This is a genomic window from Methanothrix sp., assembly GCA_029907715.1.
GTDB lineage: Archaea > Halobacteriota > Methanosarcinia > Methanotrichales > Methanotrichaceae > Methanothrix_B.
Window position 1 is genome coordinate 101,189 of sequence record JARYLI010000001.1, and the last position, 23,596, is coordinate 124,784.

General features: G+C 55.6%; 20 protein-coding genes. 6 read left to right on the plus strand and 14 right to left on the minus strand.

The genetic code is table 11. From position 1 onward, the window contains the following. The first annotated feature begins 35 nt into the window (after window positions 1-35). The 3 genes from QHG98_00440 to QHG98_00450 all read left to right on the plus strand — a co-directional run bounded on the left by QHG98_00440 (window position 36) and on the right by QHG98_00450 (window position 2,957). Window positions 36-1,010, plus strand: a complete 975-nt coding sequence (locus QHG98_00440; GenBank protein MDH7596201.1) for a hypothetical protein — start codon at window positions 36-38, stop codon at window positions 1,008-1,010. Between the two features lie 134 nt (window positions 1,011-1,144). Then, complete coding sequence (locus QHG98_00445) at window positions 1,145-2,266, plus strand: hypothetical protein (protein ID MDH7596202.1); 1,122 nt, start codon at window positions 1,145-1,147, stop codon at window positions 2,264-2,266. A gap of 517 nt (window positions 2,267-2,783) precedes the next feature. Beyond that, the gene (locus tag QHG98_00450) at window positions 2,784-2,957 is read left to right on the plus strand and encodes a preprotein translocase subunit Sec61beta (protein MDH7596203.1); all 174 of its coding nucleotides are present in this window, start codon (window positions 2,784-2,786) and stop codon (window positions 2,955-2,957) included. Here the strand turns inward: QHG98_00450 and QHG98_00455 are convergent. The 4 genes from QHG98_00455 to QHG98_00470 all read right to left on the minus strand — a co-directional run bounded on the left by QHG98_00455 (window position 2,954) and on the right by QHG98_00470 (window position 6,628). Continuing rightward, a complete protein-coding gene (locus QHG98_00455; protein MDH7596204.1) occupies window positions 2,954-3,853 on the minus strand; it encodes an ATP-grasp domain-containing protein in 900 nt (299 codons plus the stop codon). The two genes, QHG98_00450 and QHG98_00455, sit on opposite strands and share 4 nt — an antisense overlap. 99 nt (window positions 3,854-3,952) lie before the next feature. After that, window positions 3,953-5,413, minus strand: a complete 1,461-nt coding sequence (gene proS / locus QHG98_00460; protein ID MDH7596205.1) for a proline--tRNA ligase — start codon at window positions 5,411-5,413, stop codon at window positions 3,953-3,955. Window positions 5,414-5,421: 8 nt separating this feature from the next. After that, window positions 5,422-6,000: a stage II sporulation protein M gene (locus QHG98_00465; GenBank protein ID MDH7596206.1), complete on the minus strand. Its 579-nt coding sequence runs from the start codon at window positions 5,998-6,000 to the stop codon at window positions 5,422-5,424. Between the two features lie 4 nt (window positions 6,001-6,004). Beyond that, the gene (locus QHG98_00470) at window positions 6,005-6,628 is read right to left on the minus strand and encodes a LysE family transporter (GenBank protein MDH7596207.1); all 624 of its coding nucleotides are present in this window, start codon (window positions 6,626-6,628) and stop codon (window positions 6,005-6,007) included. 177 nt (window positions 6,629-6,805) lie between these two features. On the opposite strand from QHG98_00470, the gene ppsA reads away from it, so the two are divergent. Both ppsA and mfnA read left to right on the plus strand, forming a co-directional pair. Then, a complete protein-coding gene (gene ppsA, locus QHG98_00475; GenBank protein ID MDH7596208.1) occupies window positions 6,806-9,070 on the plus strand; it encodes a phosphoenolpyruvate synthase in 2,265 nt (754 codons plus the stop codon). After that, complete coding sequence (gene mfnA / locus QHG98_00480) at window positions 9,067-10,215, plus strand: tyrosine decarboxylase MfnA (GenBank protein MDH7596209.1); 1,149 nt, start codon at window positions 9,067-9,069, stop codon at window positions 10,213-10,215. The genes ppsA and mfnA overlap by 4 nt, the downstream gene beginning before the upstream one ends. Before the next feature lie 269 nt (window positions 10,216-10,484). Here mfnA and dph2 read toward each other — a convergent pair whose 3' ends face one another. The 10 genes from dph2 to QHG98_00530 form a co-directional block, all read right to left on the minus strand. Beyond that, window positions 10,485-11,492 (minus strand): diphthamide biosynthesis enzyme Dph2, encoded by a 1,008-nt coding sequence (gene dph2, locus QHG98_00485; GenBank protein ID MDH7596210.1) that lies wholly within the window; start codon window positions 11,490-11,492, stop codon window positions 10,485-10,487. Further along, a complete protein-coding gene (gene fen / locus QHG98_00490) occupies window positions 11,483-12,493 on the minus strand; it encodes a flap endonuclease-1 (GenBank protein ID MDH7596211.1) in 1,011 nt (336 codons plus the stop codon). The genes dph2 and fen overlap by 10 nt, the downstream gene beginning before the upstream one ends. A gap of 3 nt (window positions 12,494-12,496) precedes the next feature. Then, complete coding sequence (locus QHG98_00495; GenBank protein MDH7596212.1) at window positions 12,497-13,015, minus strand: helix-turn-helix domain-containing protein; 519 nt, start codon at window positions 13,013-13,015, stop codon at window positions 12,497-12,499. Between the two features lie 551 nt (window positions 13,016-13,566). Next, window positions 13,567-13,938, minus strand: coding sequence for a hypothetical protein (locus tag QHG98_00500; GenBank protein ID MDH7596213.1), 372 nt, complete (start codon window positions 13,936-13,938; stop codon window positions 13,567-13,569). Between the two features lie 171 nt (window positions 13,939-14,109). Then, window positions 14,110-14,733, minus strand: a complete 624-nt coding sequence (locus QHG98_00505; GenBank protein MDH7596214.1) for a CDP-alcohol phosphatidyltransferase family protein — start codon at window positions 14,731-14,733, stop codon at window positions 14,110-14,112. Window positions 14,734-14,744: 11 nt separating this feature from the next. Then, a complete protein-coding gene (locus QHG98_00510; protein ID MDH7596215.1) occupies window positions 14,745-15,935 on the minus strand; it encodes an aminotransferase class I/II-fold pyridoxal phosphate-dependent enzyme in 1,191 nt (396 codons plus the stop codon). Beyond that, complete coding sequence (locus QHG98_00515; protein MDH7596216.1) at window positions 15,932-16,411, minus strand: Lrp/AsnC family transcriptional regulator; 480 nt, start codon at window positions 16,409-16,411, stop codon at window positions 15,932-15,934. The genes QHG98_00510 and QHG98_00515 overlap by 4 nt, the downstream gene beginning before the upstream one ends. A 187-nt stretch (window positions 16,412-16,598) precedes the next feature. Continuing rightward, window positions 16,599-17,264: a segregation/condensation protein A gene (locus QHG98_00520; protein MDH7596217.1), complete on the minus strand. Its 666-nt coding sequence runs from the start codon at window positions 17,262-17,264 to the stop codon at window positions 16,599-16,601. Further along, window positions 17,252-20,767 carry a chromosome segregation protein SMC gene (gene smc, locus QHG98_00525; protein ID MDH7596218.1) on the minus strand — a complete coding sequence of 1,172 codons (3,516 nt, stop codon included), beginning with the start codon at window positions 20,765-20,767 and terminating at the stop codon, window positions 17,252-17,254. The genes QHG98_00520 and smc overlap by 13 nt, the downstream gene beginning before the upstream one ends. Window positions 20,768-20,879: 112 nt before the next feature. Then, the gene (locus QHG98_00530; protein MDH7596219.1) at window positions 20,880-21,353 is read right to left on the minus strand and encodes a hypothetical protein; all 474 of its coding nucleotides are present in this window, start codon (window positions 21,351-21,353) and stop codon (window positions 20,880-20,882) included. A 379-nt stretch (window positions 21,354-21,732) separates the two neighbouring features. Here QHG98_00530 and thsB point away from each other — a divergent pair, with 379 nt between their 5' ends. Beyond that, complete coding sequence (gene thsB / locus QHG98_00535; GenBank protein MDH7596220.1) at window positions 21,733-23,427, plus strand: thermosome subunit beta; 1,695 nt, start codon at window positions 21,733-21,735, stop codon at window positions 23,425-23,427. Window positions 23,428-23,596 lie beyond the last annotated feature (169 nt).

A 23,596-nucleotide genomic window follows, 5' to 3' on the forward strand; every position in this document is an offset into this window, starting at 1 on the left:
AAATTTTTATAGTATCACATGAAACAGTCACTCGCATGTCTTCGAAGCGTACCATGCGCTCGGCTGTTCTGCTGCTTCTTCTCCTCATATCTCTGGAAACTGCATCCTGCTGGAGGAGCTACGAGATCCACGAATATGATACCGGATGGAGCACCGGAAGGAGGTCCACAATGAACATCTCGATGGACCTGTACGGGTACGCTCTCGGCACAGGAGATCACAGCAGGTACACAGAGATCGATATCAATCATGTCAGCATGAGCGAGCGCGTGGCTGCGAAGAACGGCACCATGGAGGCGGAGGACAGGATCGCCCTGCAGGCAGCAGGCGATAATGTCAATGCGACATCAACGCTGGTCAAGATACCTGGGACGCAGAACTACATGCTTTCTGTGAATGAGGTATGGCCGGTCGTGCTGAGCACGTCGAGCACCCTCGACTACAGGGGAGCCGGGATATCAAGCAGGGAGACATTCATCAACAACCTTGATCGTGTTGGGACATCGTATCTTTACACGAAAGATCTGAGAAAGGAGCGCGCATGCGACATGTACCTCAAGAGCGCATGGTTCCAGCTCTCGATGAACGACAGCACAGACACGATCATATCAGATCTCTTCCGTCCAAACAAAAACATCCACTACAGCATAAGCTCGCACTCCTCCGGACTTGTCATGCAGAGGTACAGGCAGTACTCCGATAAAACTACAGCCTCCGAGGGATTCGACACCTACTGGGGGAGCTTCGATATACGTTCTGTCATTGATATGGAAGGCAGAGGAAAGAACCTCGGGCTGGAGGAGTCCTGGGTTGGAAAGAACACATACGATGCAGCTGTCATAAATGAAGCTCCGGAAGGGAGAGTTTACATGTGCGGATGCCTCGGGTATGATGTTGTCTCCGTGAGATCTCCTGGTCCGGAATGGCTCTCATGCTGCCAGTCCGATGATACAGGAGCGATCAGATCTCTCAGGGATTCGATATGGAGCTGCTCAGGGGATGTGCGATGAGGCTGAGTGTCATTAAGCAGGGTCGTGGTTCTTCTGCGAGTTCAAAGCAGATCGTTATGCATCGCAGTTTGGGGTCGAAACCCGGCGCGCTGCCTGTTATTCTGTTGCTGCTTGCCATTCCCATTTCAGGTGCGGTGGATGTAGCGATCCAGTACAGCGACAGCACGCCAGATGATGGCATGTGGCTCGCAGGCGACCAGGGTCACGCGGTCCTCTTCGCGCCTCCGGAGAACTGGACACTGTCAAGGATTGCGGTCTGCGGCATGCTCAACCGCGATGGGATATTCGTCCTGGAGATATGGGATGCGGCCCTCAACCTGGTTTACAGAACCACAGACCTCTCTGGAGCTTACTTTGGCAGCAATCTGAGCTGGGCTGAGATAGATGTGCCTGATCTCAGAATTGATGGGCCTTTCTTCGTGGTGTTCTTCGAGTACTCCACGGTCTTCGTTGGAATTGATAAAAACACAACACTCAATCGCTCTTTCGTCGCATCCAGGAGCCCCAGCATGCTTTCATCCCCAGGCGATTACGAGTGGATGATTGCAGCAATCGGCCACATCACATCTCTCCCCCCGCGGATCAACGCATCCTATGAGAACCTCACTGATGGCATTGTCATAAAGGCAGATATCTCAGATACCGAGGGGGATCTCGCCGGCGTCTCTCTATACATATTAGACCAGAAGAGCGGAGAGGTTGTGTGGATGGATAAGGCGGATTTAAACGGGAGCAGATCAGAGATCAGGTTCATCTGGCCGAGGGTGGTGTACGGCGTGAGCTGCGGCTCTGAGCGTGTGTCTCCCGTCGTTGCCGTTGAGACGAGAGGCGTTCCTGAGAATATATCGAGGTACATGAGATACTCTGCACCCTGCCTGCTGAACTTGACAGATGAGGGGCCGTTCTCAGATGCACTGGCATACTTCGGAGAGGATATGGAGCTGCATGCGATCGAGGGGCTTGATGGAAGGATCCATTACCTCTCAAAGGAGCTCTTCGAGACGCTCAGGCCTGAGGGTCGGTACTCTGATTATGTGAGAGAGAACATAACGATCATCGAGGGCAGGAGCTCTCTGCGATTCATCTCGATGGGCGAGAGCCTTGCGTTCCACAGGCCGATTTATCTCAAGAGATCTCCGATCTTCCATTACGATATGAAGCTTGAAAGGGAAGCAGCAGGATCACAGTACGCTGCGGTGCTGATCGCATCTGATTTCCACGGCGCGGCTGCGAGAGCATCCCTGGAGATCGGATAGGAGCCGCCCTCCGCGGGGATGGTTTCGATTCAGGTGTCTCGAGCATCATTGTATTTATACCAATGAATACTTACTGCGGAAGTCAATGACCACTAAAGAGCCTCGCTCTTATGTGCGCAGCAACTTGCAGAGCATGCAATGTGGTCGATGAAAGCATTCATTTGTCGAAACGAACGCATAGCATGACCTCTGCTCCTTCAGACAAGTCATCAAATGGATAAGAGCGTAAGTTGTTATGAGATGATGAGCGAATTGTTTTATCAGCAACATAGGATTGGACAAAACCGCAGAAGATGTGTTGATGCGATCGGAAAGGGTTATTTCTTTGGTTGAGAGGGGGCGGCATTTAAAAACATCTGGCAGTGTGCCGAAATTGCTGTAAGTTGACCCCCATGCTGGCGCGAAGCATACCGATCAGTTTCGAATTTACAGCGAATTCGATACACTGCCAGAGCAGAGCACCCAGTAGCAGAAGCTGACCGAAATTTACTTTAACCGATATGTAAGAGGACCGCACATGGCAAAGAAGAAAGGCGAAGGTCCGGGCCTGATGTCATCGGCCGGCCTGATGAGATACTTCGAATCTGAGGAGACCTCGATAAAGCTCGACCCGAAGATGGTCGTGGGCGCTGGTATAGCATCCGGGGTCGCGATAATGGCCCTGAACATAACCTTCGGGCTCTGGCCCTAGAGCTCATCCAGCTTGAAGGTCATCTCTCCATCCACTTCCACGCTCTCCGGCAGCCCGCCGAAGCTCGCCCTGAGTATGAGGTCTGCCAGCTCCCATCTGAGCACCTTCGAGCATCCGACGATCGATGTTGTGAGGCGCGCATTCACATCCACCACTCTGGGAAGATCGCCCACAACCAGATCGATGCCCGCATACCCCTTCAATCCGAGCGCCTCTGCGGCCCTCCTCGCCACACTCCATATCTCCTCTGCCCGCGGAGATCTGTACGGCACCTGGCTACCGGCATAGACGAACCTGCTGCCCTTCATCTCTATTATCTGCCTGTTTATCGTGAGCGGCAGGAACCGTTCTCTACCCCGGATGAAGCTGACGCTGAGATGCACGCCCTCGACATATCTGGTCGTGATGCAGCCCTCTGGAGCGTTGGGAAAGGATGAGATGATGACACCATCTGAGCCGCAGCCGTATCTGGGCTTCACGACATACACACTGCATTCACATTCCGGAGATTCGACAATATCTGCCACAGGCACTCCTGCCCTCTTCAGGGTCAGCGTGCACTCGAGCTTGTCAGCGCAGAGCCGCGCTGCCTCCCTGTCAGATCCCAGATTGACCATCCTGTTCTCAACTGCCTCTATGAGATCGGATGCGAGGGGGTCAGGTGCCACGATCAATCCCGCGTCTGCATCGATGGATCTAAGAAATCCCTTGAGGTCGCTCCGCTCGAGAAGTACCGGGACGCCTGCATCGACAACCGGCCCGGATGTGGGGTACACCACCCTGTGACCGCATCTCACAAAGCTCCGGGCTATCGTCGAGAGCATCGCCCTCCCCTCGATCTCGTATGTTCCGCCAAGACCTGTGGCGATCGCATACTCAGCTATCAGTATCTTCATGCGAGAGACGCTCCGGAGCGGAGATTTGAGGCTGCGACATCCGCTCTATCATTCCATTGAGGCAGCGTGTTCTCATAAACCATCATCTTTGCTGTGTGTTCAGTACTGCCTGGCCATGTACGTCGATCCTGTGGACTCCCGGCCGCATATCAGACAGCGCATGGGCGGTATCTCATCCCCTCTGGGCTCTCCGAGCAGGTTCGCGCCGACCTGATCCTCAAGGGCATGACCGCACTCCACAGATCCGCACCACGGAACCCTGGCCACGCCGGACTGCACCTGCGACCTCGCTTCATCCAGGGAGGATACTAGTTTTATCTTCGAGTCCATGAACTCCTTCGCGCGGTTGTAGAGAACAGACTGCAGCTCATCGGCCTCTGCGATGATCGCATCAACAAGCCCCTCTCCCATGGGCAGGGTCTTTCTCACCCCATCCCTTCTGACGATGGTCACAACGCCGTTTTTGATGTCCCTGGGGCCTATCTCTATCCGCACAGGAACACCACGCATCTCCCACTTGTAGAACTTCGCGCCAGGACGCTCATCCCCATCATCAAGCTTGACCCTTATGTTTCTGCCTGCGAGCAGGGACTCGATCGACCTGCAGACATCGATTATCGGCTCTCTCTCCCCGAATATGATCGGCACAATGACGACCTGCACCGGCGCGACCCGCCAGGGCAAAACCAGGCCCTTATCGTCGCCATGAACCGCTATGAGGGCTGCTATGCATCTCTCAGAAATTCCATAGCATGTCTGATTGACGTACCTCTGCTCCCCATGCTCATCCTCGTATGTTATCTCGTACGTCTTCGCGAAGTTTGTTCCCAGAAGGTGCGCGGTTCCGACCTGAAGGGTTCTCCCGTCGGGCATTATTACATCCAGGGCGATCGAGTAATCCGCTCCAGGGAACTTGTCCCAGGACGGCCGCTTGCTCACCAGGCATGGAATTGCAAGCCGCCTGTAGAACTCGATGTACCTCTGGACAGCGATCTCGACCTGCATAGCCGCCTCCTCCCATGTGGCGTGCGCTGTGTGGGCCTCCTTGAACGACGTTATCTCCCTGAGACGGATGAGGGGGCGGGTGTGCTTCGTCTCGTAGCGGAATGTGTTGACTATCTGGTATATCCTGAGGGGGAGGTCTGCATGCGATCGTATCCAGAGCCTTAGCATCGGATATATCGCGGTCTCGCTCGTCGGACGTAGCGCAAGCTTGATGTCCAGGGGATCCCGGCCGCCATGCGTCACCCAGTATACCTCATCCTCGAAGCCCTTTATGTGCTCGGCCTCCTTCATGAACTCGGTCTCTGGGATGAGCAGCGGGAACTGTGTCTCGTAGTGATCGACATCGAGAAGCTCTTTTATTATCTGGTAGACATGACTTCTGAGCGCAAAGCCGAACGGATACCAGACGCTCATGCCCTTAACAGGATACCTGACATCGACTATCTCTGCGTTCTTCAAAAGCTCATGGTACCATTCGCTGAAGTTCGACTTTGGGGGGAGCTTTGCCTCCCTCTCCTCTTTTCTCACCATCTGCGTCTCTTGAGCATCATTCATCTTCATCACTACCGGGATGCAAGGGATATTGCGAGGGGTGTGATAAATGTTTCAATCACTGCCGCGACGAACAGCAGCGGAGCAACCCTGTACATCAGGAAGCTGATGGCAGCACGCGCCTCCCCTCCGAGGTCACCATCGCCATCAATCACTGTCATGATAAAGATGTGGCCAAGCCGCAGGCCGATCGCTATGCTCACCAGCACCGCTGGAAGCTCCACAATTCCATGCGGCAGAATTCCCGCCAGAAGGTAGAGAACGCCCTCCTTCTGGGTGACCTGGTATGATACAATGCCAACAAGAATGCCGTTGGAGATGGCGACAAGCAGAGGCACTATGCCTGCGCCCACCCCGAGAAGCACAGCCATCGCGCATGCCAGAAGGTTTTTTGCGAATATAAGGATCATTATCATGAGAGGCGGCAGATCTGTGATCCATTTGAGCATCTGCAGCTCCTTCATCCACTCCTCCGCAATCGCTGGATTCTGCTCAGCTGCCATGAATCCCGATGCAGCGGCGGCGAAGAACAGAATGACGGATACCGCGATATAGCCTCTGATCGATCTCAGGTATGCGATAAATTTCACAGTATCACCATCCGAGAGACCCGGCCACTCCGCTCAGGTAGTACAGTCCGAATATCATCAGGAATATGCCGCATGCGGAGAGAACGTACCTGTATCCCCTCTCCGAGAGGACGCCCTTTCCCCTGTCAACGCTCGTCGATACGAGTGTGTACCAGCCGAAGTCCGCGCCCCAGTGGCCTATCATGAACGCTGCGGCGAGCAGAAATCCGCCTCTGAGTCCGTCAAGCAGCATTGCAGAGCCGACGGAAAGCCACCATATCCAGAAGTAGGGGTTGGCAGCGCTCGTCAGGGCTCCGGCGATGTACGGGTTTGATGATATCTCATATCCCTGTGATGATATGGATGCATTGCTCGCTCCCCGCAGCGTCAGCGCCCCGAATACCATGAGGGCAGTGCCTCCGATCAGCGATATCGGAACTCTGTATGCATCTGCGGCGCCGCTGAGGCCCATGAGTATCAGCACGAATATCAGCATCTCAACAAATGCATGGCCGATCGAGACCTTCGGCCCTGAGGTCCACCCGCTCTTCAGTGAGCTGTTCACAGTTGCGACGAGAGTTGGCCCTGGCGCCAGCGCGCCTGTGAGCCCGATGGCAAACGCGACGAGAAGCATCTCCATTACATTCATCGGAAGCTGGTTGGCATATGGGATATTTATGCGTTCTCGGCTGGTCCGGAGAATCAACGCATATCCTCTTCGCCAGGCCATCATTTTCCGGCTCGGTGGATCTGAAAGGAAAGGGTAATATACAGTCGCGGATTGAAGCACCACCATCTCCATGATAACGCTAAGAGGCTGACTTTGATGGCGATCGTTGTTTGGCTTGAAGAGGTGGGAAAGGAGGATATACCTGTAGTCGGAGGAAAGGGCGCGAGCCTGGGCGAGATGATAAACATAGGCATCCCTGTACCTGGTGGGTTTGCGGTCACTGCACAGGCCTTCCGGCAGTTCATCGAGCGCGCGGGCATTGCGAAGGAGCTCTTCGACTCTCTAAAAGTGGATGTGAACAACCCCGAGGATCTCCTTCGTGCAGAGGCCACGGCCAAGAAGATCGTGATGGATGCAGAGGTTCCGGAGGATATAGAGAACGCGATAAAGGAGAGGTACAGAGAGCTCTGCGAGCGGGAGGGCGAGGAGGTTTTTGTTGCTGTCAGATCCAGCGCGACCGCAGAGGATCTCCCGGATGCTAGCTTCGCCGGTCAGCAGGAGACCTACCTGAATGTGAGGGGAGCGGATGCTGTATTTGAGGCGGTGAAAAAGTGCTGGGCATCCCTTTACGGCGCCAGGGCGATATTCTACAGGGTTGAGCAGGGATTCGAGCATGAGAAGGTCAACCTCTCCGCGATAGTGCAGAAGATGGTTGACTCCGAGAAGTCAGGGGTCATGTTCAGCTCCCAGCCGAGCACAGGCGAGCCACTCGTTGTGATTGAGGCAGCATGGGGCCTGGGAGAGGCGGTGGTCAGCGGCAGTGTGTCTCCCGACAACTATGTGGTCGACAGATCCTCCAAGAAGATAGTCCACAAGATGATCGCCACGAAGGAGATCATGATCGTAAGGGATCCAGTTACGTCAAAGACCGTGACAGTGTCGGTGCCACCGGAGAAGAGGGAGGCACAGGTTCTGACCGAGAGCGAGATACTTGATCTCGCGAAGTATGCGGAGATCCTGGAGAGGCACTACGGCATACCTCAGGATATCGAGTGGGGTATAGAGAAGAACAAGATTTACATCCTCCAGTCGAGGCCGATAACCACAATAGCCAAGGGCGCTCCAAAGGCCGGAGCAGAGGCTTCCGGCGCAGCCAGGGTCCTGGTCACGGGGCTCGGAGCATCCCCAGGCACTGCAACCGGCACTGTGAGGATCATCTCGGGAGTCAAGGACCTGGAGAAGATAAAGGACGGGGACATAATGGTCACCCGCATGACCATGCCAGATATGGTTCCTGCAATGAGACGGGCCGGCGCCATAGTCACGGACGAGGGGGGCATGGCATGTCATGCTGCCATAGTGAGCCGCGAGCTCGGCTGTCCTGCAGTTGTGGGAACAAAGAACGCCACAAAGGTGCTCAGGGATGGGATGGTTGTCACCGTCGATGGCACCAAGGGCCAGGTCTACGAGGGAAAGGTGGCTGTGGCCGAGGAGAAGAAGTTGCAGCCGGTCGCTGTGGCCTACAAGCCTGTGACAGCGACAGAGGTCAAGGTCAACATCAGTGAGCCCACGAGAGCACAGGCCGCAGCCGCAACGATGGCAGATGGTGTGGGTCTTCTCAGAATAGAGCACATGATCCTCGGGCTCGGAAAGACGCCTAACTACTACATAAGGTCCGGGCGGAGCGAGGAGTACGTCGATGAGCTCGTCAGGAACATCAGGATAGTGGCAGACGCATTCTATCCAAAGCCGGTGTGGGTGAGAACCCTTGATGCGCCCACGGATGAGTTCCGCGCGATGGAGGGCGGCGAGAACGAGCCGGTTGAGCACAACCCGATGCTCGGCTGGCGCGGGATACGCAGGGATCTCACAGAGGTGGAGCACTTCCGCCTGGAGATAAGGGCGTTCAAGAAGCTCCACGAGCTCGGCCTCACGAATGTGGGTATCATGCTTCCCATGGTCCAGCACGTGAGCGAGCTGAGAAGGGCGAAGGAGATAATGGTCGAGGAGGGCCTGGATCTGAGCAGGATCGATGTGGGGATAATGGTCGAGACTCCGGCTGCTGCGCTCACAATCGATGATTTCATAGAGGAGGGCCTGGACTTCATATCGTTCGGCACAAACGATCTCACGCAGTACACGCTCGCTGTGGACAGGAACAACGAGAACGTTGCCGGCCTCTACTCTGAGATGCATCCAGCTGTCATCAAACTCATAGAGTATGTTGTGGAGCGGTGCAAGAAGGCCGGCGTCAAGACATCGATATGCGGCCAGGCGGGATCCTACCCGGAGATGGCCAGGCGGCTTGTTGAGATTGGCATCGACAGCATATCCGCGAACATCGATGCGGTGGCTGCTGTGAGGGAGGCAGTGGCAAGGGCAGAGCTCTCGATACTCCTGGAGGCTGCAAGGAATCGATGATGTACACGTTCCCGGAGAGGGGTCTGTCAGAGGAGATGGTCACGGATCTCCTGAGAGAGATGCGCGGAAGGGACTGCTCCTATGACCATCTCCTCTCCACCATGTGCACCCGCCCCCATCCCGTGGCGGTGAGAGCATACACCATGTTCCTGGAGACCAACCTGGGCGACCCCGGGCTCTTTCCGGGGACAGCGGAGATTGAGCGCAGGGTTGTTGGCATTCTCGGATCTTTACTGGGATGCTCCGACGCGGCAGGCTACATATCAACAGGTGGCACCGAGTCGAACATCCAGGCGATACGCGCCGCGAGGAACTCATCGGGCAGGCGCGATGGGAACATAGTCGTTCCTAGATCGGCGCATTTCTCCTTCGATAAGATCGCGGATCTCCTCAACCTAGAGGTGAGGAAGGCCGAGCTCGATGATATGCTCAGGGTGGATGTCGGGGATGTCGAGAGGCTGATCGACGAGCGTACGGTCTGTCTTGTTGGCATCGCCGGGACCACAGAGTTCGGCCAGGTGGATCCGATAGAGGATCTGGCAGAGCTTGCGATCGAGAACAACATACCCCTTCATGTGGATGCTGCATTCGGCGGGTTTGTGCTGCCGTTCCTTGACAGAAACTACCACTGGGATTTCAGGGTTGATGGGGTGCAGTCGATAACCATCGATCCACACAAGATGGGCATGAGTCCGATTCCGGCGGGCGGATTGATCTTCAGGAGCTCAGATCCTGTCAGGCGGCTGGAGACAGAGACATACTACCTGACGGTCGCGAGACAGGCATCGCTGACGGGCACGAGAAGCGGGGCTGCCGCTGCAGCCACATACGCTGTGATCATGCATCTAGGCACTGATGGTTACAGAAGGGTCGTCAGGAGATGCATGGAGATGACGGAGCATCTAGTGTCAGAAGCCCGTGCAATGGGCGTAGAGCCTGTCATCGAGCCCGTGATGAACGTCGTCGCGCTGAAGATCGATGATCCTCCCGGGGTCAGGAGGGCGCTGCTTGAGAGGGGCTGGCACGTCTCGATGACCCGAGAGCCAAAGGCGCTGAGGCTCATACTGATGCCGCACATGACTGAGGAGAATCTCGATCTGTTCCTGGATGATATGAAGGACGTGATCTCCTCCACGAGGTCCTGATAAACAGCGCAAGGACTCCTGAAAGCCCAAATTTTCGATCACGATAAAAATAACCATCGACCTGAGGGGTCCTGAGAAGGAGGCTGACATCCCAGCGTGCCCACGCATCGCTTGGGAGAGATGCTGCCTTCGCTCTTATCCATCTGATAACTTGTCCGCAGAGGCACCGGTCCTGCTATGCGCTACTGACGAGCAAATGGGGTGCATTCAGCAACCGTCTTGGATGTCCTTCAAGTTGCTGAATACATAAGAGCGGCTGCCTTAATGGGTCACGTGCTCCCGGTCTCCCCGCATGCCTCGAGGATCTCGTCGAAGGTGTAATCATTTCTCATTCCAAGCGCGATCTCGAACTCTGGCGGTGTGAGAACAGGAACGCTGTACCTGCGTGCGTCATCCAGAGCGATGCGCGGGCATGCTGTCGAGACCACCGCCTCGAGGCCGAGATCGAGAACCCTCTCAGGCTCGATCCTGTCAATGTAAACATCAAGCATGTTCTTTCCCTTCGATCTCCCGAGAGAGCTGAGCCTCCTCGCCGTCACGCATCTTCTCTGGCCCGGCTTCTTCGATATCAGGATCCCGATGCTCTTCGCATCTGATGCTCTGGCGATTATCCCGTACCTCCACCGGAGGAAATCATGCGTCTCGATCTCCCCCACCGAGCCTGTGACAGGATCCGCGGCTATCACCCGCATGCCTGTCGCCATCGAGAGTCCCAGCGGATGGAATCTGCCGGTGCCTATGAAGAGAGCCTCCTCTGCCCCGACCCTCGCGGCCGCATAGCAACAGCCGAGAACCTGTCCGATATGCCTGGTTCGAGGAGATGGCCCGCCTGCGAGGGCCTCGATGCCATGCGATCGCATCATACAAATCACGCGATCGATCATGTGAGCATGCTGGACGGTTGTGCAGACAGCCACCCTCTTTTTCGTGAAAAATTCAAGCGATCTCTCCACGACCTCGGTGACATCATCTGGCATCCTCGCCTCGATGTAAACAATCCTGTCGCTCAGTCTCTCGCACATCTCCGAGTGGCCTATGTGCAGCATCAGGTCGACCGTGCTGCAGAGCTGGAGATCGATATCACATGCACCATAGCACGGATCCCCTGATACCAGGACCTCAGCGCCGGTCTCCTCTATGATTCTTGATATCGCTGGGGCGGATCTCTTCAGGCCGTCGGGAACCTGAACGCCGACCCTCCTGACTCCAGCTCTTTTTATGATGCTGAGGGCCCTCTCGAGATCGATCTCGTAGCCGGAGATGATAATCAGAACCACCTCTCGAGCGTGCACTGCCCTGCTCGGTACGATGCACTCAACCTGTCGACTGCCTTTCTGACCCTCTCCTCCGAGAAGTCCCGCTCGTCACATAAAAATTTAATAATCTCCTCGATCCTGGGCTTCTTCATCCTCAGCTCATAGCTCTCTGTGACCTCCGGATGCAGGAAGATATCCCGTACCTCCTGGAGATTCTCGATGCTCTCCCCCAGCGCATCGAGCACGGCCTCCAGGCATCCATGCTCTCTTATCAGCTTTAGAGCTCTCTTCGGACCCACCTTCTGAAGTCCCCTGTTGTAATCGGTGCCGCACATTATCCCTATATCCACAAGCTGTTCCCTGCTTATCCCGAGCCTTGTGAGCTCTTCCTCCAGGATTATGACCTCAGGCGGGACATCGATGTACACATTCTTCCTGGGAATCTTCCTCCTGCCGGTGATCGCGATGTTCCTCACGACCCTGGGCGCGCCGAACAGAAGGGCGTCGTAGTCCTGAGATGCCACATAATCAACATCCCCTCGGATCGCCATGAAGGCAGCCTGTGCCTCGCCTTCTGATGGAGCCTGTACATACGGGATTCCCATGGCGTCCAGGAGCCTTATGGAGTCATGGAGTATCTCGCTGTTTATCCTGGTGGCGGCCTGTGCATACCTGAAGCTCTCAGCACCTGTGGCTATCGCCTCCTGCAGCTGGATCTCCGCAGCCTCCCTCATCTGAGCCCTGGCAGCCAGCGTCCCGGCCTTGAGCTCTGGGGGTCTCCCATCGAAGACGAATGCAACCCTGATCCCGGCCTCCATGAGGTTTGTCATGCGGTAGAGCAATCCCGAGAGATGCGATGTTATCCTTCCAGATGAGTCCATGAGAGGTGTGCCGTCGGGCTGTCTTATGGTTGAGAGAAACTGGTAGAGCGTGTTGAAGCCGTCGACTGCGATCCAGCTTCCTGACAGATCCTCGATCGAGATTTTTTTCCTGTCGAGAATATCTCCGAGATCGACGCCCATGAGTTATACCTCGATCTTCTTTGCCGCGACCTCTATCGCCCTCTTGACGCTCTCCCTGGGTATTATCGTGGCGACCGGTATTGTGAGAAGCTTTTCGACCGTGGGGCTGACTATCGGGGCACAGACGACTGCAGCTGCGCCGTCAGATTCTGCCCTTACCGCTGCGATGATCGCCTCTTCGATATTTGTCGCGGAGTACTCGCGGAGCGTGAAGACCTTATCCCCGATGCGCATCTTGGTCTCCTCGATCTTGTCGAGAACAGGCCTGGCAGCTATTATCGCTATGAACCTCTCGCCTCCGCCCTCGAGATCCCGAATGGTCTTCACGATCTGGCGAAGCGTTGTTATATTCGGTTCCCGGTGGCCTGAGAGTATCTTGTAAAGGGTGCTCTGAGGTATGGATGAGATCCTGCTGAACTCCCTGGTGCTCATCCCCATCTCTGAGATGACCGATTTTATCGCCTCTCTCAGAGCCTCATCCGACTGGAACGCTGCCCTGATGATCCTGTCGGCGTGAGACATAATGATGGATGAGATCGCTGCGTATTTCTACTTTTGGGATAATGACATCTGGAGTTTCGCATTTGTGGTCAGCAACTTTATCTCATGCGGGCTGATTGGGGGATGCATATTATAGTATTCCGCATAAGTTGCTATAATATAGCATTTCACATAAAATCATCTATGAAGTATGACATATCCAGTAGATTTTAAATGGATTTACATGAAGTGACGCAAAGGACTATAACTACCGGGAGAGCGTAGCAGGACCAATATGTCTGAGGATTCCATTTACACGTATCTTCATCTCGGCATCTGGCTTTGATTGTTTATCTGGCATATTTGGAGCCAAAATTTAAACATGCTCAATATGTGAGGTAAATTGCCCTCTTGGCGGATTTCTGTATAAACGACTATGCCCGATGATAGGGCCTCACTTGATCAGTAACTCAAGTACGCTCACGATATTGAGCAAATACAACCAATGGAAAATATAGTGTGAACCGGCTGGCTCGACGCTCCTCCAGATCGCTCAAAGTCGTGCTTAAAATCAATCATCTGGCTTATAACTATCATTTGTATTCCCATGGAACTATGTAAACCTTGTCTCCCTCGCGCCTGCCCTTCACGAGCTGGCAGTGCCGCAGGATCGCGATCTCATTCTCCAGCTCCTGTGGAGACAGCCCCAGCTCTGCCTGGAGATCCTCCCGCGTGACCTTTCTTGAGCACACCAGATTGTACAGTCTCTTCTGGATCTCTGTTAGACCCTCATCGCCCTTGAGGCCATGCATCTTCCTGAACGTCCTCGCCGAGTACTCGCCCCAGGGATCGCACACGCGTATCCTGTGGCTCGCCTCGATATAGCAGTCCTCGCAGAGCGTCTCTCCGTCATGTATGTAGATCTCGTCCTCCTCAAGATCCCGACCGCACATCTGGCATTTCATGGGGCTTGAATCTTATTTTCTAGCTTAAAAATATTACTCAGAATGCCGGCATATCTCCAGCCAGATCCTCTGAGGATCCGTACCGTCCGGTGTGTTCTGTTCCAAGAACCAGAGTGTCAGAGTGTGACCAGGATGCTGTCCCTATTCTGAGACTCGGCCATATGCTCTCGGTCAGGATTGTCCTGAATTTCCTCTTGCATAATTCAGAATCAGAAAGACCCTCTGGATCACGGTCAGGTTTGCGAGCAGTGCTGTGATAGTTAACATGAGCACCACAAGATCCATGCTGTACAGCCCTGCGATTATGCATGCGTAGAGCAGCATCAGACGCTCCGCCCTCTCCAGAAGCCCGCCCATCCTCCTGAGCGCCTCCTGATCTCTGACCAGACCTCTGTGATCTGCATAGGCCCTGACGAAGCTTGTCATGAGGGATCCGAAGATGAGGAGAGAAAAAAGCAAAGAGAGTCTCAGGTCGATGCGACCGCCGAGGTAGAGCATTAGCCCGACGATGAGCATTATCTCCACATACCTGTCTATCACCCCATCTATGTATGCGCCGAGAAACGTGACCGTGCCGGTCGCCCTCGCAACAGCTCCATCGATGACATCCATGGCACCGGCTGCCAGAAACATCAGCAGTCCTGCGATCGGATCACCTCTCCCCAGGAGCAGCATGCCAGCGAATGCAAACGGCAGGGAGAACACAGACCACGCTATGGGGTGGAGGCCAAGCCTTGCGAAGGGCCTGAGCAATCCATCCGTTCTCTCCCTCCTGAGAAACCGGGATCTGAGCATCAGCCCACCTGCTACAGCCCGCTCAGAAATGTCTCGATCCTGTCCAGCGCCTCTATCAGCTCCTCCCTGGATGTGGCATAGGAGCACCTCAAAAATCCCTCGCCGCTCTGTCCAAAGACATTCCCGGGAACGACCGCGACCTTCTGCTCCCTGAGCAGGCGCTCTGCAAAGGCTTCTGAGGACAACCCTGTATCCATGATTGAGGGGAACGCGTAGAAGGCACCCTGCGGCTCTATGCACGGCATCCCTATCCTGTTCAGTCCGGAGACGAATAGCCGCCTTCGGAGGTTGTACTCGTGCTTCATCTTGAGCATCTCCTCCTCTCCATGCAGGAGGGCCTCGATGGCTGCCATCTGCGACATTATCGGGGCACAGAGCATCGTGTACTGGTGGATCTTTGTCATGGCGCCTATGATCCTCGGATCGCCGAGCGCATAGCCTATCCGCCAGCCGGTCATGGCATGCGACTTCGACAGGCCGTTGAGTATGATCGTCCTCTCGCCCATCCCATCGAGCTGTGCGAAGCTTGCATGCGTCCCTGAGTATGTGAGGATGCTGTAGACCTCATCAGATATGACGAGAAGGTCGTGCTCAATAACCAGATCTGCTATATCCTCAAGATTGCTGCGTGTCATTATCGCGCCCGTCGGGTTGTTCGGATAGCTCAGTACCAGAGCTTTGGTTTTCTCGGTGATCGCCGGCAGGATCGATTCTGGAGTGACCCTGAACCCATCATCTATCCTTGTGGATACCTGCCGGGGCACGCCGCCTGCCAGTATTATGTCCGGAACGTATGCGACATAACAGGGCTCAGGCACTATCACCTCATCCCCGGGATTGAGCGTCGCCCTGAACGCAAGATCCACAGCCTCGCTTACACCCGTGGTCACGAGTATCTGGTCGCCGGGATCGTAATCGAGGCCCAGATGCTCCTTCGTGAAATCTGCGATGGCCTCACGCAGCTCGGGCATCCCCTTGTTGGACGTGTATGATGTGTAGCCTGACTCGAGAGAGTATATGCAGGCTTCCCTGACGTGCCATGGCGTGACGAAGTCCGGCTCGCCGACCCCTAGGCTTATCGCCTCGTCCATCTCATTCACAAGATCGAAGAATCTCCGGATCCCGGACGGCGGCAGATCTCTAACAGTCCGGGAGAGATGGGCCTCGGCATTCCATGCTGGAACCTCTCTGAGAATTGTCATGCTGTTATCACCAGTCTCTTGGGCTTGGGTTTATCGGTGAGGATGACCCCGTGCTCCTTATAGCTCTTCAGTATGAAGTGAGTGCATGTCGACTGGATGCCCTCCAGGGGAGCGATCTTCTCTGCCACAAAGAATGCCACATCCCTCATCGATTTTCCGCGGACTGTGACCGAGAGGTCGTGATCCCCTGATATGAGCCGCACAGACTGAACCTCGGAGAATCTTGCAATCCTCTCTGCCACGGAATCGTAGCCTGTTGACCGCTGCAGGGCCACCTTCAGCTCTATAACCGCGTAAACATAGCCCTCAGATGCCTTCTCCCAGTCTATGATCGTGATGTACTTTCTTATAACCCCCGAGTCCTCCAGCTCCTTTATCTCGCGTGCCACATCCTCCTCGGTTCTGCCGAGAAGAGCCGCGATCTCCGCTGGTGTTGCCCTTGCGTTCTCAGAGAGTATCTGCAAAATCTCGTTCATAAAATCCTGTATAACGATGCACGATCTGATTATAGCCTTTACGCTTGTGGAGGTCCAGTTTAGTTTTATTCAGATGCATTGGATGAGCACGTCATATGGGGCATGGATCATGCGGACGGATCAAATGCGATCCGGATCAGCATGACTCACCGTGAGATGCAGATCTGCAGATAATACTGCAGCGCGCTCACATGCCTCCTCCGGGGCGTGTGATGAAGAGATCCCCGAAGAGCTGCTCCTGCTCGAGCCATATCTGCTTTCTCTGAGCCATGAAGAGCAGCGCAAGGTAATTCATTATCCTGTCACCCTCGATATCCTTAAGCTCAACCCTCTCTTTCATGCTCAGCATATCCTCTATCACAGGGGAGAGCATCTTTATCCTGTCCTCTACGCCCTCCTCGTGGGAGAGGTCCACTATCTCCTCCTCAGGCTCCTCGAGGCGCTGGCGTATCGCCCTCTTCCTGCCGATCATCTCTGCCTTTTTGAGCTCCGCTATCAGCTCGTCAAGCGTGACCGGTCGTCTTGTGCGACGGCGAACTGGCGGCTGAGGCAGGGTGTACGCCATCTCCTCCGGGGTCTCCACAGAAGCCTCCGGGCTCTCCTCCTCTTCCTCCTGATCCTCCATCGCGTCGGATTTCATTCTGAGGAGGATCGCAGCGTAAAGAAGAGTCCTGGCGGGTATCCGCAGATCCCTCTGCGCCAGCGACTCAACGTACTCCAGGAACCTCTCGGTGGTCCTGACTATATCCACATCCCATGGGTCGAGCTCTCCCCTCCTGGCAAGCTCGACCAGCACCTCAGCCGGGTCGCTCATCTCCAGACCCGTGTACGAATCAGGGTTCAGCTCAGACATATGCCGGTCACGCTGCTGATGTTCTTATCCTGCATCGAGACTCCGATCGTGTAGCTGGCCTGCTGTATCATGGGGCGCCTCAGCGAGACCACTATGAACTGCGCATCCCTGGAGATTCTCCTGATGAGCTTCGCCACGCGCTCGACATTCGCCCCGTCAAGGAACATGTCGATCTCGTCCATGGCATAGAAGGGGGCGGGCCTGAACCGCTGTATTGCGAATATCAGTGAGAGCGCGGTGAGGCTCTTCTCCCCACCAGACATCGCCTCAAGCCTGTGGAAGACCTTGCCCGCGGGCCTCGCTCTTATAGTCATGCCTCCGCTAAGCGGATCGTCGGGGCATTCGAGCACAAGCTCTCCGTCTCCGCCTGACAGCTCGTGAAATATCTCCCTGAAGTTCTGGTTCACGGCCGCAAAGCAGCTCATGAAGGCATCCTTCTTGAGCTGATCGTAGCGCTCCAGCTTCTCTATGACCCCCTCCCTCTCCCTGTGGAGGACCTCCCTGCGATCGCTAAGGTTGCGGAACCTTTTCTCAACGCGCTCGTACTCATCGATGGCGAGCATGTTGACAGGCTCGAGCGCTGCCATCTCCTCCTCCAGAGCCCTGATCTTCGCAGCTATCGTCTCGCTCTTCGGAGGAGTCTCGGAGGGATCGATGCCTGCTCCCTCAATTTCGGATCTGAGCGTTTCCATCCTGCCGGATATCTCCTCTCTGGCTTTGGATACGGCCATGAGCCTCGCATCGAGACGCTCAATGCTCCTCTCAGTACCGCCAATCTCACGCTCCTTGCCGATTATGCTCTCTAGAAGGGACCCCCTCTCCCCCTTCAGGCCGCTGAGCTCGATGTCAAGGTCCTTTTCTCTCTTTATCATCTCCTCCAGTGAAGCTCTGAGTTCATCTATGCTCGAGAGCGCTGAGCTGCGTCTCTGGATCGCATCATTTTTCTTGAACTCCAGGAGTTCCTTAGTCCTCGCAAGCTCATCCAGCCTGCTCCTCAGACTCTCCTCTTTCAGCCTGCAGCGCATCATCTCAGAGTCCAGATCCATTATCCTCGACTCAAGCCTCCTGATCTCGCCCTCGATCTGCTCAACCAGCGCCATCATCTCAGGGATCTTTGAGCCCTGCATCTCCCGCTCCAGCCTCTCCCTGATATCCCCCTTCTCCGAGAGGAGTGACTCAAGCTCCTGCATCTCCTGCTCCAGCGCTGTGAGCCTGCTCCTCCACTCCTCGCTGCTCCTCTCGATCTCTGACAGCCTGGACTTGCGTTCCTCGATGTGCCGCTCCATTTTGCCCCTCAGCGATCGCTTCTCCTCCAGCAGGAACGTCCTCCTGGAGATCTCCTTGTCCAGGGACTCGAGCTTTCTGCTGATGGATGATATCTCCTCCTCGATGGAATCGAGATTCTCGAGCAGCTCGCTCCTGCTGCTTTCAGTGGATGATATGCGCTCTGATATCCCCACAAGCCTCCTGCTCTCCTCTGCTGCAAACTTCAGGCGTGATGTGTAGTGGCCGCCTGTCATCGCCCCGCTCCGCTCGATCAGATCCCCATCGAGGGTCACCATTCTGTACCTGCCAATCATCCTCCTGGCGGTATCAAGATCCTCAACGACAAGTGTATCCCGGAAGACGTACCAGAAGGCAGGATAGAGGCGATCATCGAACCTTATCAGGTTCAGGGCGAAGTCGACGACTCCCGGGGCTCTTGGAACTTCGGGCAGCGATCCGACCTCCATTTTGTTGAGCGGCAGAAAGGTCGCCCTGCCTATCTGGGATCTCTTGAGGTAATCTATCGCGGCCGCTGCGTCCTCATCGCTCTCCGTGACCACGCTCTGGAGCCTTGAACCGGCTGCGACCTCAAGAGCTGCAGCATACCGCCTGTCCACCTCCCCAAGCTCCGCGATCGTCCCGCAGAGGCCCTGGAGTATGCCCCGCTTCATCGCAGACCTCACTGCCTCCACTGCTCTGCTGTAGCCTGACCTCTCCTCGGCTGCCCTGACCTGGGCCTCGACCCTGGCGTACTCACTCTGCAGCCTCTGAAGGCTCCTGTCGAGCTCGGCCAGCTCCCTCCGGAGACTGAGCCTCCTCGCCTCCAGCTCGTCCTTCCTCTTATCGAGACCCATCGCCTCTGAGGCGAGCGACTCGATCTCTGCCTCGAGCCTCTCAGACTCTGTGGATGCAGCGGAGATACTGCTCAGCGCCTCGGTGATCTCTGTGGCAATCTCCTCCTTCTCCATCGAAGCCCTGCGGATCGCATCGAGAAGTCGATCCCTCTCTCTGACCCTCTCTCCGATCTGCGAACGAACCTCCTCAATCTCTTTAAGTAGATTGGTCAGATCTTCCCTGTATTTTGCGAACCTGCTATCGGCATCGGAGATGGTTGATCGGAGCGATGAACGCTGGGATATCTGCTCGTCCAGCTCCCCCTGGAGGCCAGCTCTTCTCACAGCCATATCACTGAGCTGCTCTGAGATGGATGCTATCTCCGTTCGCACCCTGTCCATCTCGATAAAGCACTGGCTCAGGGATCTCTCCGCCTCCTGTATATCAGCATCCGCAGTCTCGATCTTCGTCTCCTCTCTCGCGATCCTGCCCCTGATCTCCTCAATCTCGCGCCTCACCCTGAGCTGCTCGTCCTCTCCCCTGTGGCTGATCTCGCCCTCCACAGCCTTCAGCCGCTCCTCCAGGGCCCTAAGCTCCTCTCTTCCTATCTCAAGCCTCTCCAGAAGCTGGGCCTTCTCGGATGTGATGGATGCAATCTCGCTGTCCAGCGCGCTGAGCTCCACCTCGGACTCCTTAAATTTGGCAAGCAGAAGGTAGGCCTCCTGCCGCTTCCTCTCCTCGCGGCATGCCCTGTACCTCAGAGCCCTGTCGCGCTCGGCCTGGAGCCGCCTGAGCTGCTGGCCAACCTCCTCGAGTATGACATCCACGCGGGCGATCCTCTCCCTGACGACATCGAGCTCAGCCATTGCGCGCTGTTTCTTCTCCTCGAACTCGGAGACTCCGGCGATCTCATCGATTATCCTTCTCCTCTCCGTGGGGCCCATCTCGATTATTCTCGTGACGTCCCCCTGCATCACCACATTGTATCCCTCAGGAGTTATGCCAGCTCTCGCCAGATGCTCCTGGAGCTCGGCCTGGGTGCATGCCCTTCCATTCAGGTAGTGCTGCGCGTGGTATCTGTCTCCGTTGACCTTTATGCGTCTCGTGATGACAACCTCATCGCTCTCCACAGGCATGGTCCTGGTGCTGTTGTCGAGCCTCACCGTCACCTCTGCGAAGTCCGGCGCTCTCCCATCGTCACCGCGGTATATGAGATCGGGCAGCCTCTCGGCGCGCATCGCCCTGGAGCTTGTGAGGCAGAGCGAGAAGAGAAGAGCGTCTATGATGTTCGATTTTCCGCTTCCGTTGGGCCCGGTGATGACTATGAAGTCCTTTTTAAGCTGTACGAGAGCCCTTCTGCCGAACGATTTGAAGTTCCTGAGCTCGATCTCCTTGATATGCAATGCTGCCTCCAGGGTGCAATCAGAGATGCCACGAGACGGCTCGCTCTTCCAGAGCGTGCCACTGGCGATCAATCATGGTATCAGGCGTATCGATTCCGCTAGATGGGCTGCATCAGATCAGCGGGTAGTAGTAATCCGTTGGTGTCCTTACTATCGCACCAAGCTGCTGCGCCCTCACCCACGGATCATCTGATAGATACAGCGGCGAGAGTGGGAGACCTTCTTTCAGGGTGGCATACCTGCTCCCATTAAGGTTCACGATCGTTCCGAGCGGCATCTCACCTAGCCAGTCTGAGGTCAGGTTTGTGTGGTTCACAGTCATATCCGGAACGAGCCTGCCCCCGACTATCTTCTTCCCCTTTGGAGCCCCGCCCCAGCTCCAGAGGTCGTTCACCTGATCCGCCTCCACAGGAGGCTCATTGTACCTGAGGAAGTTCTGGAGCCATGCCCTTCCGAACTCTCCGCCAACCTGCTGGCCGGATACCGGAACGAATGTCCCCTCGGCCCCGGTCTGTGCCGCAACAACCCCAGCAACCAGAGCAATCATTAGCAGAGGAACAAGCATTCTGATGAACGCCCTGATCATGCAAAACCCCCATGAGATGATACCACAGATTCAGCCAGATAAAGACATCCTCTGATCGAAAGTGCAGATGTGATTGATGACGTATAGATTTATCGGTTAAGCCAGAATGTGCACCGTGATCGATGTCCTGAGGCCTGATTGATCCCGGGTCGTATACACGTATCAGTGAAATCCGCATGGCTCAACCTGTCCGCACTATGGAATATCCCGCCCGAGGCTGCCGATTCCAGCAGATTCACCCAGCAATTCAAGACCGTGCACCAACCACACACGCGGGAAGCATCTATGCTCCCCTCTCCCATCGCCTGAAGCAGGCATGCTTGGAAATTCTTTTATAGAAGATCAAATACTGTGATCCTGCGATAGTGGAGGCGAGCTTATGGCTGCGTTAGGAGGAGTACCGGTAATCATACTCAAGGAGGGCACCCAGAGGGAGTCTGGCAGAGAGGCCATCGAGAACAACATAATGGCTGCACGTGCGGTCGCAAACGCCGTGAAGACAACCCTGGGGCCGAAGGGCATGGACAAGCTTCTTGTTGATGCGCTTGGGGATGTCACGATAACCAATGATGGAGTCACCATACTCAGAGAGATGGAGGTGCAGCACCCAGCTGCCAAGATGGTCGTGGAGGCAGCGAAGACCCAGGACAAGGAGGTAGGAGATGGCACCACGACAGTGGCCATACTGATAGGCGAGCTGCTGAAGCATGCGAGAGAGCTCATGGAGAAGGGCGTGCATCCAACAGTGATCGCAAGAGGCTACGCACTGGCTGCAGGAAAAGCCGTGGAGTTCCTGAACAGCATAGCGAGAGACGTCTCGGAGAAGGACAGGGAGCTTCTTGAGAAGGTTGCCATAACCGCGATGACCGGAAAGCTCGCTGAGACCCCGAGCCACAAGGTCGCAAGATACGCTGTCGATCTTGTGCTCTCCACAGTTGACAAGTTCAACGGAAAGACCGTCGTCGATCTGGACAACGTGATGGTTGAGAAGAGGGTGGGCGGCGGGATCGAGGACTCGGAGCTCGTCAGGGGAGTGATCATAGACAAGGAAAGAGTCCACCAGAACATGCCGACGAGGGTTGAGAATGCGAGGATCGCGCTGCTGAATGTCCCGATCGAGAGGAGGGACACCGAGACTAAGGCAGAGATATCGATCACATCCGGCGACCAGTTCCAGCTCTTCATGGACCATGAGAAGGAGGAGATCAGGAAGGTGGTTGACAAAGTCATAAGAAGCGGCGCCAATGTTGTCTTCTGCCAGAAGGGCATCGATGATCTCGCACAGCACTTCCTGGCCAAGGCGGGGATCATGGCGTACCGCAGGATGAGGAAGAGCGATCTTGAGAAGCTCTCTCGCGCCACGGGTGGCAGGCTCATAACAAACCTGGATGAGATGAGGCCTGAGGATCTCGGCGAGGCGGCTCTCGTCGAGGAGAGGATTGTGGGCGCAGGACCCATGACCTTCGTCACAGGATGCAGGAATCCCGGATACCTGTCACTGATACTCCGCGGTGGCACACAGCAGGTCGTCGACAGCCTTGAGAGGGCGCTGGATGATGCCCTTCACGCCGTTGCCACAGCGATTGAGAGCGGCAAGCTGCTGGCCGGAGGCGGCGCACCCGAGACTGCCGTGAGCATAAGGCTGAGACAGTACGCAGCATCTCTGAAGGGCCGGGAGCAGCTCGCGGTCGAGAAGTTCGCCGAGGCGATGGAGGTTGTGCCAAAGACGCTCGCCGAGAACGCCGGCTTCAATCCGATCGACAAGATGGTAGCTCTGAGAAGCAAACACGAAAAGTCTGGCAGCACATACGGACTCAACGCATACACCGGGGAGATCGTGGACATGTGGGATATCGGCGTCGTCGAGCCTCTCAGGGTGAAGGTCCAGGCGATCTACTCCGCAACAGATGCAGCAAACCTTATACTCAGAATAGACGATGTGATCGCCGCCAAGAAGAAGGAGGAGGAAGAGGAGAGGGAGGGCCAGATGCAGGGCGGAATGCCCGGAATGGGTGGAATGGCTGGGATGGGTGGAATGGGCGGAATGGGTGGATTCCCGCCTGGCATGATGTGAGTTCTCTCCACCCGCATCATCTCCTTTTCCAGTTCTTCAGCCATCGATATCTGCAGCATTCATTTCTGTCTGAATGCAATAAATGCCGGTTTTGCTGTACCTTATTCGAGCAGCAGACCGTCCAGCCTCAAATCACGGGTTTTACTTGAGAGACTGCAAACATGCGCAG

Bases quoted from the DNA above. Each gene is read 5' to 3' on its own strand.
- QHG98_00515 (MDH7596216.1), bottom strand. From the start codon at position 16,411: ATGAACGAGATTTTGCAGATACTCTCTGAGAACGCAAGGGCAACACCA.
- mfnA (MDH7596209.1), top strand. From the start codon at position 9,067: ATGATGTACACGTTCCCGGAGAGGGGTCTGTCAGAGGAGATGGTCACG.
- QHG98_00520 (MDH7596217.1), bottom strand. From the start codon at position 17,264: ATGTCTGAGCTGAACCCTGATTCGTACACGGGTCTGGAGATGAGCGAC.
- QHG98_00495 (MDH7596212.1), bottom strand. From the start codon at position 13,015: ATGTCTCACGCCGACAGGATCATCAGGGCAGCGTTCCAGTCGGATGAG.
- QHG98_00455 (MDH7596204.1), bottom strand. From the start codon at position 3,853: ATGAAGATACTGATAGCTGAGTATGCGATCGCCACAGGTCTTGGCGGA.
- QHG98_00470 (MDH7596207.1), bottom strand. From the start codon at position 6,628: ATGAATGTAATGGAGATGCTTCTCGTCGCGTTTGCCATCGGGCTCACA.
- proS (MDH7596205.1), bottom strand. From the start codon at position 5,413: ATGAATGATGCTCAAGAGACGCAGATGGTGAGAAAAGAGGAGAGGGAG.
- QHG98_00505 (MDH7596214.1), bottom strand. From the start codon at position 14,733: ATGCTCAGATCCCGGTTTCTCAGGAGGGAGAGAACGGATGGATTGCTC.
- ppsA (MDH7596208.1), top strand. From the start codon at position 6,806: ATGGCGATCGTTGTTTGGCTTGAAGAGGTGGGAAAGGAGGATATACCT.
- thsB (MDH7596220.1), top strand. From the start codon at position 21,733: ATGGCTGCGTTAGGAGGAGTACCGGTAATCATACTCAAGGAGGGCACC.
- QHG98_00450 (MDH7596203.1), top strand. From the start codon at position 2,784: ATGGCAAAGAAGAAAGGCGAAGGTCCGGGCCTGATGTCATCGGCCGGC.
- QHG98_00500 (MDH7596213.1), bottom strand. From the start codon at position 13,938: ATGAAATGCCAGATGTGCGGTCGGGATCTTGAGGAGGACGAGATCTAC.
- QHG98_00530 (MDH7596219.1), bottom strand. From the start codon at position 21,353: ATGATCAGGGCGTTCATCAGAATGCTTGTTCCTCTGCTAATGATTGCT.
- QHG98_00440 (MDH7596201.1), top strand. From the start codon at position 36: ATGTCTTCGAAGCGTACCATGCGCTCGGCTGTTCTGCTGCTTCTTCTC.
- fen (MDH7596211.1), bottom strand. From the start codon at position 12,493: ATGGGCGTCGATCTCGGAGATATTCTCGACAGGAAAAAAATCTCGATC.
- QHG98_00510 (MDH7596215.1), bottom strand. From the start codon at position 15,935: ATGACAATTCTCAGAGAGGTTCCAGCATGGAATGCCGAGGCCCATCTC.